We start from the raw sequence: 11,303 nt of genomic DNA on the forward strand, positions 1-11,303 counted from the left end.
CGGGGGTCCGCTCTGTGAAGGCCATGCCAGAGCAGTTCGTTAAACGACTGGGTCTTAAGAAGGCCATCGCTGATGAGGCGGCTACAAAGCGGAACATGTTGCCGAACGAAGTTGACTGGAGCAATTTGGTCAAGGACGCCGGCCGCTTGGAGCGGTCGATAACGGCACAACTGCGTAGCGGATTCAATCCCGAACCTGAACATATCACTTCGGTTCGAAAGATTCGCGGCACTCGACCCGTGGCCATATGGGGGATCACCGAGCGTATCGTGTATCGCGCGCTCGTCAACCTTTCGCTAGGCGAGAATTTCACTTTCGATCGCTCCGGTGAATCGTACCTGCGATTTGTTAACGCGCCGATTTCGTACGCTGCCACGAAACAGCGTCCTGTTGAGAACAAGACGTTTGCGAGCCTCTTCTTCGTTAACACTTCGGAGATTGAATACGTGGTATCTGCGGACATCGCAGCTTTCTATCAGTATATCGACCACAACGTGCTTGCGCGTGAGCTTAGGCTGCGCGATGGTGACTTTGATGCGATCGAATATCTCACGGCCCTTCTGCAGGAGGTTCAGGGTCGCGCGTTCGGGATTCCGCAGCTCCTTGACTCATCAGATTTTTTGTCCGAGGTGTACATAGAGTGCGTGGAGAGAGATCTTCACCGGCATGGCCTAGCGGTATGGCGCTATAACGATGATTTTCGTATTGCGTGCCATAGTTACGGCGAATCCCTGCATGCGATCGAACAGCTTGACGCGGCTGCGCGAGCTGTTGGCCTAGTTACAAACGAGTACAAGACACTCACGCACGGATTTGTGAAGTATGTGTGGGACCACGTCGGTCTGGTCGAGCATGAGCGGCAAGGAGTTGTTGACCTCGACGATATCGACACCACGATCGCTGAATATACCGAGGACTTCTCTGAGGATTTGGATAGCGCTAGACAGGTGGTGCAGCACTCAGCTAGCGATAACCCTGATGAGAGCCTTGATCCAAGAAATATCACTGCCTCGGGTTTGCGAAGGCTTAGACGTGCGATCGGGAGCATGGCTGCGGAAGCGGACTCGACTGTCGTAGAAGAAGTCGGGAAAATCCTGCCGTACGCTCCGGCAATCATGCCAACTGTGTGCCGCTACCTTTGTGCTGCTTATCCTGGCGCGCAGGCCGAAGTGACACGTGTCGTAGATGACGGTATGAGCCTATCGATGAACGAGTGGCAGGCTCAATGGCTTGTGCAACTAATGCACGAGTTGAAGCTGCTTGATGGATCATCTGTTGGAGATCTTTCTGGAAGAATAGCTTGGGCTCAGAGCCTTAGATTCCAATCGCCGTCACCGGTTACGGTTGCATATGCGACTAGAGCGCTATCGAGCGCGGGGCATCTGTCGGCAGACGAAATAGTTCAGGGTCTAGATGCTTCTCCTGGTGTGCTGCTGCCATGGCATGTTGAGTCCCTCAAGGCGCACTTTGATCGAACGCAGGATGAGGCCGTAAAGAAGCGGCTAATCGCCGTAAAAGGCGGATCGAAAGTACTGTCGTCGTTGATCGGTCAGTTATGATCAGATTCAATCTTGCGCTGACCGAGGAAGCCGTATCTCTCCTGGCGGAAAACCGCGCTGATTTTCGGTCGGCTGAAAGAGGCTCGGGGGATAGCAGTGTTGGTCGGATTCGGGTAAAAGGATCACTCGGCCCGCACGATCCCGCGCAGACGAGGCTGGAAGCGATGTACCTGAGGTACGTCAGTATTGTAGAAGCGTACGTCGACTCCCTCAGTGGTCACTTGTTCCGCCAGAAAGTGGCAGGCCATGAGCCAACTCTTAGGCTGCTGGTAGCAGATGCTGAACTGCGGGCTAGCAACACATGGAATGAAAGAAAATCTGCTTTTTCGCGGTATCATTCTTTCAGTATAGAAACGTTCGGTCGCTGGTCTGAGTTCGATGCGGCCATCGATGTGCGGAATTCCATAGCGCACGGATTAGGGTCACTCACCCGTCGCCAGCGTGATCAGAAGACGCGCGCAAAGATTCGTTCTATAGGGGCGATTCTGATTGATGATCATGTGGTACTTAGTGTCGCGGTACTCGATCAGTGCTATTCGATCTGTCGTGAACTCATCTTGTACGTCGATTCACAAGTCGAGTCAGCCTAGGTAGGCTGGCGGGGGAGCGGGGCGATGTGGCCGGGATGAAAGACAAGCTTCCTTGGGGCTCTATCACTGCTGCGCTCCTCGAAGAACTGCTATTTTCGTTGGTTCACCATATGGGGGCCGTTGAAGTTGAATGGCGCTCGTCGGCTCAAGGTATAACCACATCCGACGGCGGACGCGACATAGAAGCAATTTTTGAGCAGGTCACACCTGACGGTGACGTAAAGCGTGAAAAATGGTGGATTGACGCAAAACGGAGAAATGGCACCGTTCGTCCGGGAGATGTCAAGGATGTGGTCAATAACTCGGCGGCTGAGTCAGACCTCGCGTGCGTAATAATTGCAACCAACGGTAGCTTTAGCAATCAGACGCACGATTGGTTGAAGCAGTATTGCATCAAGAATCCGTACCCGGTGATCAAGCTGTGGGACGGCAGGAAGCTGCAGGCATTGGTAGACGCGCATCCAGCTGCTGCCGCGGAAACTCTCGTCGCTGCGCTGGAGTTCGATCAGCGTATCGAATTCCTGTCGTCCTACTTCACTGAATCTGGCAGGGTTCTGAGTCCCTCGGACCTGGACTACGCCTGGGAGAATCGAGCAAGAATCAAGAGCGGCCTATTTATTGTCCAAGCGGCTTACTCGGATTTCGGTGGTCTAAACTATCATGAACGTCCATGGGCAGCCTTGTTGGATGGATCAATGGCTGCGGAGGCTCTCATTCATGCGCACACATCTCTGGTTAGTTGTGCCGCTCACTGGGATACCTTGTCGATCGAACGAGCTTGCAACGTAGCTGCATATATAACCGCGCAGGCTTGCTGCCTGCTTCCGTCAGATCTTGTGGCGCGCATCCTCGTTGATCCGTATCACTTCCTTGTTGGCAAAAGCGAAAGTCCGTCTATCGAGGCGTTTGTCAAGCCGGTTCTATTCAGAATTCTTGCTGAGCTTGCCGACGCATGTGGAAGTGACTGCGCACGGATCGACATTAGTCCGCCCCTCGCTATTCAGGGCAGTGAAGTGGATCACTACTGGAAGCGATTTGAGCGCCCTGCAGACAATGGTGATGAGGGTGAGAATGACGCTCGATCACTCATTATTATTAACTCGAAGATACCCTGTGCGGTTGGATTCGAACTGCCGAGTTCAGTGTCGTGCCCGTTGCTTGCGGACGATATCGTCCACATTGAGGATGTGGTAAGGACGATAGATCGCGTGATCGAATTTCGGAAGATGAATCCCGATGGTCAGTTCCGAAAGTTTGGTCGCGTAATTCTGGAAGACCCTCGTGCGGCAGAAATAGTTAATGACGTGGTGGGTGACCTGCTGCCCGAGTGGAACGAGAAGTGACGATGATGCGGTCGTGATCAGTCCGCTCGGTGCTCATTCTGGTGCGGAGGTCCAGGTTTGTCGGCAGGCACCTGTCGCATCGGGGTATGCCAATCGACGCATCGTGTACAGCCTGGAGCGCAGTGGCTGGAAAGCCAGCTCACGCATCGCTCACGTGCTTGGAAGATCCGCTCGCGATTCTCGTCTGCCTGGGGCGTCCGGCCTTCCGGCCTCATCGATGGGTCCGCTGGCGCGGCGTGGCATCCGGCGCTCGGTGTCGCGCTCGGTCAGAAGTAGCTCGTCGAACTGCCATGCGTGCGACGAGTTCGCCGTACACGACGGCGATGATCACGGCGAGTACCGCCACCAGGACTGTGTCGAGTCCGCAGATGCACAACGCTCCGGGCGTCATCGGCGCTGCTCCTGACGGTTGGCAAGCGCACGAAGCTGCTCTGACAACATCGACGAGAATTTCTCGGCGCCTTGCGGGAGGAACCCGATCAGCACCGGGCAGGGACTGCCAGGCAGCGTGACGTAGATCAGGTCATCGTCGCCGAGGTGTGCGTCGACGGGTGTGCTCGACCGAACCACCGAAACCACGTATCCGGAGCCGAGAAGGCCTTCAGCCGCCGGGTGCCGTTCGCCGGGCGTAGTCACGGTGACCTCCGTTGCGAGGTGTCCGGCGGCGCTGAGGCGGACAGGAGGTGTCCACGCCGCCGGACGGCTCGGGGGACCGCTTGTGAGCGACCCATGTCAAACTGAAATCAACGTCTCATCAGCACTTGGTCAGCGGAACGACCTGGCGGCGACATGTAGGCGACATGGGCGAATCGGGAGGTGGCACGGGGTGCGGACGTTCCGGACGGTCCTGGAGCAGAAGATCCGGGAACGGCGTGAGACTCTCCAGGAGTTCATTGACTTCGCTGAGGTGTTCGCGCGCGAACACAACGAGCCGGGGACGATCGGTAAGCGTCATCTTCAGCGGCTCATCGCTGGTCGGAAGCCCTCTGGGGAGCCGCTTGGGCCGACAGTTCAGCCGGCGACCGCGCGTCTGCTGGAACGGATCTTCGAGGTAGGGATCGACGACCTGTTGTCGCCACCGAAGCCACCTGAGATCGTCGGGCGGCAACGGCCGGAACGGGACGCGTTCGAGTTGGCTGCTGCGCTTGACTGGCTCGACGAGCACACGGAGTGGAAGCCAGGAACGAGCCGCTCGAAGGTGCGCGCGAGGCTTGAAGCGCTCGACCTAGGGAAGCTGCTGGACCGGGGAGCGCTGCGGGCGAGGGTTGGCCGAACGGCGTTGGCTCGCGCGCTCGTCGAGTACTACGGCGACCAGGGCGTCTATCGGGCGACCTGCGCGGACGTAGAGGCCCTGACCAGCATTGTGAGCCGCGCGGAATGGCTTGACCTGGCCTGTCCGCTTGGCGGTACCCGTGGTGAGTTGACGCTCGCCGAGGAGACTGGCGAACACCGGTCACTGGACGAGGTCGAGGCCTCGGCGGCCCTGTTGCGACTGGCAGAGTCGGTCGCCCTCGGCGTGCGGTTCGCCAACCTGCCGCTGTACCGCCTACGAAGCGTTGACGTCGGTCCAGGGCGGGTGCGGGGGCGCGTCGGCATCGTGCCGTTCGTCGAGTACGCGCTGACGGCCGATCTCCTCGAACGAGAACTGATCGATGCCGTTGGGGCCGGAAGTCTCAATCGACGAACTCCCTTGCGGGATAAGCGATTGCCGACTCTCGACGCGGTGCATGACCTGTCCGGTCGCGTATGTGCCGGTGGCGTTCTGGCTCTGTGTGCGATCGCTCGTCCACATGATCAAGTCCGCGGTTCGGCTGATTACGCCCTCTTGGTGCAGGAGCGGTCGAACCAGGTGCTGAACGCCGCCGGGCGGCTCGCGGTGATCCCGAAGGGCTTCCATCAGCCGCTGACCGATGTGCGTGCTGAGGCGGCGGTGGGCGCGACGCTCCGACGAGAGCTGGAAGAGGAGCTGTTCGGACGTCACGACGTCGATGCGACGATGGGTGACGCGCGCTCGGCGGCACCGATGCATCCGAGCCGACGATCGGAGCCGATGAAGTGGCTGGCCGAGGCACCGGGGCGGTTGCGGATGGAGTGCACCGGATTCGGACTGAACCTGGTCAGCGGGAACTACGAGTTCGCGAGTCTCGTCGTGATCGAGGACGAGGAGTTCTGGCACCGGTTCGGCGGGCAGGTCGAAGCCAACTGGGAAGCAAGCGGACTGCGGCTGTACTCCAGCCTCGACGGCGACCTGGTGAGCGAGTTGATCTCGCAAGAGGCCTGGAGCAACGAGGGGCTGTTCGCGTTGCTCCAGGGTTTGCGTCGGCTGCGTGAGATCGGCGGCGACCGGGTCAGCCTGCCGCCGGTCGAGTGGCGTCTCGGCGGCTGATCAGGTCTGGGACGGCCAGCGGACCGTCATGACCACCGAGTCCTCGACGGCTTCCCATGAGTGGTCGATACCGGGACCCCACATCACGTAGTCACCTTGGCGCGTCATCGTCGCGCTTCCCTCGGTGAGATCGACGCGGAAGTTCCCTTGCACCAACAGAACGAGGGTCGTTCGCTGGTCGTCTGAAGTCCACTCGACACGCTTGTCTCCGGCGGGGTGATTGAACCACTTCACCTCGACGTCCTTCGACGACCGCACACCCTCGGACGGGTCGATGAAGTGTCCGACCAGCCAGCCGCGCGTGGCGCTTCCGTCCTCTGCGGCGTTGCCCTGGCTCCAGTTCGCGGTCACCGTATCTCCCATTCGATCGTTGGCACGTTCACGCGGCTACCGCCGATCTCTTTGAGTCGGCGAAGCCCTTGCAGGAGCGCGAACAAGCCCTCGTTGCTCCACGCCGTGTCGGCCGCGAGTTCCTCGACGAGCTCGGCATCGCCACTGGAGTACTGGCGAAGGTTCGCCGTCTCCCAGTTGGCCTCAATCTGCCCGCCGTAGCGCCGCCAGAACTCCTCGTCGTCAACGACGATCAGACCCGGGAACTCGAAGTTCCCGCTGACGAGGTTCAGCCCGAAGCCGGTGCACTCCATCCGCAGACGACCCGGTTCGCCGAGGAGCCAGCGCATCGGCTCGGAAAGGCGACTCGGGTGCATCGGATCGGCGCTGCGTTGGTCGCCCACCGTGTTGTCGATGTCGTGGCGGCCGAACAGCTCCTCTTCCATCTCGCGTCGGAGCGTCGCGCCCACTTGAGCGTCGGCCCGGAAGTCCACCAGCGGCTGGTGGAAGCCCTTCGGGATCACGGCAAGCCGACGCGCGGCGTTGATGACGTGACCTGAGCGCTCCTGCACCAGAAGAACGTAGTCTGCCGGGCCTCGGAACGGGTCGGCTGGTCGAGCGAACGCGCACAGCGCGAGCGTGCCGCCTGCGGTTAGGCGTCCGCCGACGTCCAGCACAGTGTCGAGGTCCGGCAGGTAGCGATCACGAAGTGGAAGCTCGCCCGCTTGCACGCCGCCGGCCAGCGCGTCGACCAGCTCACCTTCGAGGAGATCCATCGTCACGATGTACTCGACGAACGACGAGATCCCGACCGTGCCGCCGAGCGACTCCCTGCCCATGTCGACGCCGAGCAGGCGGTACAGCGGCATATTGACGAAGCGGATGCCGAGCGCGAGCGACTCGGCCAGACGCTGAGCGGCCTGGTCGAACGCCTCCTCGTCGAGTGACACCGGCGCGGCACCGGCCGCGCGCATCAGCTTGAGACGGTCATGGGTCGCGATCAGCGGACAGTCGAGGTCGAGCCAGTCGGAGTGCGTGAAGACGCTCGTGTCGGCCTCGACGTCGCCGAACCGGGCGGCATATCGGCCGTAGCCGCCGGCACCACGGCCGTAGTAGTCCGCGAGAGCCTGCGCGACCTTGCGCTGATCGACGCGTCCGCGACGGCTTCCCCTGTCCTGCAAGGAATTCACGTCAACCTGCGCAAGCCGTGACGCGACCGCGCGGCGAGCGGTTCCGGGCTCGCGCGTGCCGCGCTCGTCGAGCCAGTCGAGCGCGGCGACGATGTTCGGATCGGCCGCGAGTCGCTGTTCGGCGTCAGCCGCCGCATCGGTCGTGGCGCGCGGCGCACCCGCGCGTGCCTCGGCGAAGCGCGCCTTTACCTCGTCGGACGCTCGATCGAGCGCCGTGTCCAAGGCCTGCTGCAACTCTGACTTAGGTCGTGAGCTGGGCTTTTTGTGCCAGTTGCCCACCGTGCGCCAGTGAACGCCGAGGTGTGCGGCGAACGCTTCCTGACTGAGGCGTAGCGCGTCCTGCAACACGCACGCGTCGGCCCCGGTCCAGCCGTTCGGCAACGTCATCTCGTCGCTACCCCCGAAGCGCGATATGTAGGGAACTTGTCGTGGTTGTGTATGGGTCTTGCGTGGGCTCCGGCGCGTTTTCGCAGTGGAATTAGTGCCATGGAAAACAGCAGCTCCACCAGGACAAACAGCGAACTACCGGCGGCCGCGGACGTGCTTCGCGACTTCCGCGAGTTGGCCCATTACGGAAGCAACGTCGGATTTGAGAGCGTCGAGCCGCTCGGTGATGTCTTCGAGTCGCTCTTCGACCCGATCCATTCGCGACCACAGCGTGTCGGCGAGGTCCACCACGGGGTCGCCGACCTCGGGAGGCGTGCGCCCCCGCAACACGGCGTCCAGGTGCAGCGGGTGCCAACCCAGCGCTGTGGACAGGGATTCCAGGGTTCGAGGGCTTCGCCGGCGCTCCACGAGGTTGTGCTGAATCTCGCGGACGATCGCAAGCGATACGTGCGACCGCTCGGCGAGTTCTTTCTGTCGCAATCCCAGCTCGTCCACCCGCTGGTTGATCGCCTTGGCGACTGCCGCCCAATCCTCCGACACGTATTCCTCCGCGCTCCGCCTCGGCGCTGAGATTAGTCACTGTTTCGAGCGCTGCGGCGTGACACGGCGTTTCACGCGCCGTTTGCAACCTCCCATGTCCTCATAAGTGCTGAAATCAGCACGAAAGAAACTGAAATCATCATTTCTCGCAGAAAGGTTATTCCTCATGCTTACTTCTCTGTCTGCTTCCGCCCACACCATCCGCGAGACCGCGTGGCTCCTCGGCGTCGACCGGTCCGAGGTCTGCCGCGCCATCCGACTCGGCAAGCTGCACGCCGAACGTCGGCGCGGCCAGACCGTCATCCCTGTGAGCGCACTCCTGCCGCTGCTCGCCAACGCCGGTCCGGGGGTGCTCCGTGACTGACGACCGACTGATCGGCATCGCGTGGTCGCTGGACCGCCTGCGCTGGGTGCCGATCGACCAACTCGCCGAGCTGGTCGAACGCGACGGCCTGTGCATGTGGGCGTTCACGAACGAGCCACCCGACGCTGGCGAAGAACTGACCGATCACGAACTCGCCGCGCGCACCTGTGCCGGGTGCCCCGTCCAAGACGAGTGCCTGGAACTGGAACTGCGCACGGCCGGTGAGAACACCACCGGCGTATGGGGTGCGCTCACCGACGACGACCGGCGCGAGCTGCACCCGCACTGGCTCCGACGCGGTGACCGCTTCGAGAGGGGGCCGCGTTCATGAACGCACTCACCCTCTCCCCGACTCAGATCATGGCCGCTGTAGGCGCGCTGCTGGTCCTGGTGCTCGTGTGGCGAACGGCGTCCCGTCGCGCGAAGGCTGCGGCGAGCGCGGCACGCACGGGAGCGCGGTTCGCCTCGCTCGCTGGCCGTGTGCTGTTCAACGCCGCGCTGATCGTCGTGGCGCAGTGGATCGTGATCACCCAACAGGGAAGCGGCTGGCTGCTCGTCGCGGTGCTCGCCGTGCCCGCGCTGTTCGCGTCGTACACCCTGACCAAGGCCCTGACCGTGACGACGTACGAGCCTCGTCGCCGAGGTGGTGAACGGCGATGAGCGAGCCGATCGAGCGCGTAGCGGTACAGGTCGATCGGTTGTGCTGGACCGGCATCCTGCTCAGGCTGGCGTTCACGATGACCAACGTTCAGCAGTTCGCGGCGGCCGGTTCTCCGGTGTGGTCGCTTGCCTGGTGTGCGGCGTGGCTGCTCGACCCGATGGTGTCGCTGGTGCTGCTGGCGATCCTTCGGGCCGAGCAGGTTACGGCGCGGCACGGCGTCCGCATGGGTGGTTGGGTGCGGGCGGCGAAGTGGTTCACGCTCGGCGCGACGTACGTCATGAACACCTGGAGTGCGTACGCCGCCGGATCGGCCGCGCTGGTGGTGCTGCACTCGGTTCCGCCGCTCGTCGTGTTCGTCGCCGCCGAGGCAGTGACTGACCTTCGGGACAAGCTCGGCTGGGCGGTCGCCGCGTACACGGCGGTGCAGGCGGAACCGCAGGCTTCACCGAGTCCTCGGCGAGAGGCACCGAAGCGCGCGAATCCGAGGACGTCGTTTGATGACTACCTCACGGTTGCCAGGGCAGCTCGCACGCCGGACGTGACGGTCACGCCCGCGTGGGTACGTGAAGTGACGGCGTGCTCGCGGGGCCTGTCGTCGCGGCTGGCTACGGCGCTGAACGCCGAGGTGCCGTCATGAACGGCGAGATGGTTCCGGCGGGACCGGTGTTCGAAGGTGAACTCGTTGACGACCAGCCGGACGTGACTCAGCCGCCACATGCTGACCGGGTGGCGGGCTGGTGGCGGCGGTCGCGGTTCGTTCCGGCGGCGTTGAAGTCACAGCAGGCGCTCGAATACGCGGCGAAGGAAGGGCTCGTGTGGTTGGCGCGGTCGCCGTTGCGTTTCGTCCGAGCCACGTTTCGAGGGCTGGTAGTCGCCGTGCGCGGTTGGCGACGATGGGTGCGAGTGCACGACTACCGCGAGGCAGCCGAGCAGTCCGAGAAGCTGGCTGACAAGTTCGCTGAGATCCGTGGACTGACGCTGTTCCGGTGGAAGATAACCGGCGCTGTAGCCGCCGTTTCCTTTGTCTCCCTTGCGATCCTCGATCTCGTCTACGGGCACCGAGTGTTGTGGATTGCCGGCGTCGTCGGCTCGGCGGCGTTGGCGATCCTCGGCAGACAGAAGGACGGGAACCCTGGGCGAAAGGCTGCTCTTGCAGGGCCGCGCTCGCTCGCGTGGACGATGGATCCACAGATCTTGGTGGACGCGTTTCGAGACGCCAAGTTGATCGGCAAGGACGAGAGCCTGCGGCTCGTCGAGCGGGCGAAGCATCAGGGCGGGGGATGGGCGGTCACCGTCGATCTCCCTGCCACCCGCAAGGCAGCCGATGTCGTGAAGCACCGGGAAGACCTGGCGTCGGCTCTGGCGGTCGATGAGATCCAACTCAGTGTCGAGCGCGTGCGAGGCAACGGCGGACACGCTGGACGCGTCGCGATGTGGGTAGCTGACGAGGACCCGTACGCCAAGCCGCCGATCCGGACGCCGTTGCTTGCGGTCGAGCGGTGGGACGCGTGGCGGCCGGTGCCGTTCGGCACCGACGCGCGAGGCAGGCGGATCACGCTGCCACTCGTGTGGACGTCGCTTCTGATCGGCGCGCTTCCTAGGCAGGGCAAGACAATGGCTGAGCGACTGGCAGCCGCGGGCTTGATCTTGGACCCCTTCGTACGGTTGTACGTCGCCGACTTCAAGAACGGCAAGGACTGGAAAGCCGCCGAGCAGGTAGCTCACCGGTTCATGGCGGGCGACGACGCCGAACACGTGCTCGCGTTCCTGGACTGGCTCGTCGAGCTGGTCGCCGACGTCCAGAACCGCTACCGGCGGATGCAGGATCTCGACGACGTCACCTGTCCCGAGTCGAAGGTGACACCGGACATGTCCCGTGATCAGTCGCTCGGAATGCCGATCACGGCGTTGATCGTGGACGAGGTCCACATCGCACTGGAGGACCGAACTCCC

Annotated in this window: 12 protein-coding genes and 1 pseudogene; 9 read left to right on the forward strand and 4 right to left on the reverse strand. The window is 62.4% G+C overall.

Annotated features, from left to right (window positions below):
- The first annotated feature begins 23 nt into the window (after positions 1 to 23).
- The 3 genes from UK23_RS51780 to UK23_RS50440 are packed head-to-tail and all read left to right on the forward strand — an operon-like array spanning position 24 to position 3,492.
- Complete coding sequence (locus UK23_RS51780; protein WP_156213283.1) at positions 24 to 1,559, forward strand: RNA-directed DNA polymerase; 1,536 nt, start codon at positions 24 to 26, stop codon at positions 1,557 to 1,559.
- Positions 1,556 to 2,149, forward strand: a complete 594-nt coding sequence (locus UK23_RS51785; RefSeq protein WP_156213284.1) for a hypothetical protein — start codon at positions 1,556 to 1,558, stop codon at positions 2,147 to 2,149. The genes UK23_RS51780 and UK23_RS51785 overlap by 4 nt, the downstream gene beginning before the upstream one ends.
- Before the next feature lie 35 nt (positions 2,150 to 2,184).
- Entirely contained in the window at positions 2,185 to 3,492 is a 1,308-nt protein-coding gene (locus UK23_RS50440) for a restriction endonuclease (RefSeq protein WP_156213285.1), read from the forward strand.
- 387 nt (positions 3,493 to 3,879) lie between these two features.
- Here the strand turns inward: UK23_RS50440 and UK23_RS21520 are convergent, their stop codons facing one another.
- Entirely contained in the window at positions 3,880 to 4,128 is a 249-nt protein-coding gene (locus tag UK23_RS21520) for a hypothetical protein (RefSeq protein WP_156213286.1), read from the reverse strand.
- A gap of 271 nt (positions 4,129 to 4,399) precedes the next feature.
- Here UK23_RS21520 and UK23_RS21525 point away from each other — a divergent pair, with 271 nt between their 5' ends.
- Entirely contained in the window at positions 4,400 to 5,878 is a 1,479-nt protein-coding gene (locus tag UK23_RS21525) for a transcriptional regulator (protein ID WP_156213287.1), read from the forward strand.
- Here UK23_RS21525 and UK23_RS21530 read toward each other — a convergent pair whose 3' ends face one another.
- The 3 genes from UK23_RS21530 to UK23_RS21540 form a co-directional block, all read right to left on the reverse strand.
- The gene (locus UK23_RS21530; RefSeq protein ID WP_045313374.1) at positions 5,879 to 6,229 is read right to left on the reverse strand and encodes a hypothetical protein; all 351 of its coding nucleotides are present in this window, start codon (positions 6,227 to 6,229) and stop codon (positions 5,879 to 5,881) included. It abuts the gene before it with no gap.
- Positions 6,226 to 7,785: a hypothetical protein gene (locus tag UK23_RS21535; protein ID WP_045313375.1), complete on the reverse strand. Its 1,560-nt coding sequence runs from the start codon at positions 7,783 to 7,785 to the stop codon at positions 6,226 to 6,228. Before UK23_RS21535 ends, UK23_RS21530 begins: the two co-directional genes overlap by 4 nt.
- Before the next feature lie 135 nt (positions 7,786 to 7,920).
- Entirely contained in the window at positions 7,921 to 8,325 is a 405-nt protein-coding gene (locus tag UK23_RS21540) for a transcriptional regulator (protein WP_045313376.1), read from the reverse strand.
- 166 nt (positions 8,326 to 8,491) lie between these two features.
- Here UK23_RS21540 and UK23_RS21545 point away from each other — a divergent pair, with 166 nt between their 5' ends.
- From UK23_RS21545 to UK23_RS21565, 5 genes and pseudogenes are all read left to right on the forward strand, one after another.
- The gene (locus tag UK23_RS21545) at positions 8,492 to 8,689 is read left to right on the forward strand and encodes a hypothetical protein (RefSeq protein ID WP_045313377.1); all 198 of its coding nucleotides are present in this window, start codon (positions 8,492 to 8,494) and stop codon (positions 8,687 to 8,689) included.
- The gene (locus UK23_RS21550; protein ID WP_045313378.1) at positions 8,682 to 9,020 is read left to right on the forward strand and encodes a WhiB family transcriptional regulator; all 339 of its coding nucleotides are present in this window, start codon (positions 8,682 to 8,684) and stop codon (positions 9,018 to 9,020) included. Before UK23_RS21545 ends, UK23_RS21550 begins: the two co-directional genes overlap by 8 nt.
- Positions 9,017 to 9,349 (forward strand): hypothetical protein, encoded by a 333-nt coding sequence (locus tag UK23_RS21555; RefSeq protein ID WP_045313379.1) that lies wholly within the window; start codon positions 9,017 to 9,019, stop codon positions 9,347 to 9,349. Before UK23_RS21550 ends, UK23_RS21555 begins: the two co-directional genes overlap by 4 nt.
- A complete protein-coding gene (locus tag UK23_RS21560; protein ID WP_045313380.1) occupies positions 9,346 to 9,987 on the forward strand; it encodes a hypothetical protein in 642 nt (213 codons plus the stop codon). Before UK23_RS21555 ends, UK23_RS21560 begins: the two co-directional genes overlap by 4 nt.
- Positions 9,984 to 11,303: pseudogene (locus UK23_RS21565) on the forward strand (cell division protein FtsK); the annotation flags it as partial. The gene UK23_RS21560 and the pseudogene UK23_RS21565, both read left to right, overlap by 4 nt.

Source organism: Lentzea aerocolonigenes, assembly GCF_000955955.1.
Taxonomy (GTDB): domain Bacteria; phylum Actinomycetota; class Actinomycetes; order Mycobacteriales; family Pseudonocardiaceae; genus Lentzea; species Lentzea aerocolonigenes_A.

Excerpts from the sequence above, each read along its gene's own strand:
- UK23_RS51780 (WP_156213283.1), top strand. The coding sequence starts at position 24 with ATGCCAGAGCAGTTCGTTAAACGACTGGGTCTTAAGAAGGCCATCGCT.
- UK23_RS51785 (WP_156213284.1), top strand. The coding sequence starts at position 1,556 with ATGATCAGATTCAATCTTGCGCTGACCGAGGAAGCCGTATCTCTCCTG.
- UK23_RS50440 (WP_156213285.1), top strand. The coding sequence starts at position 2,185 with ATGAAAGACAAGCTTCCTTGGGGCTCTATCACTGCTGCGCTCCTCGAA.
- UK23_RS21535 (WP_045313375.1), bottom strand. The coding sequence starts at position 7,785 with ATGACGTTGCCGAACGGCTGGACCGGGGCCGACGCGTGCGTGTTGCAG.
- UK23_RS21545 (WP_045313377.1), top strand. The coding sequence starts at position 8,492 with ATGCTTACTTCTCTGTCTGCTTCCGCCCACACCATCCGCGAGACCGCG.
- UK23_RS21555 (WP_045313379.1), top strand. The coding sequence starts at position 9,017 with ATGAACGCACTCACCCTCTCCCCGACTCAGATCATGGCCGCTGTAGGC.
- UK23_RS21560 (WP_045313380.1), top strand. The coding sequence starts at position 9,346 with ATGAGCGAGCCGATCGAGCGCGTAGCGGTACAGGTCGATCGGTTGTGC.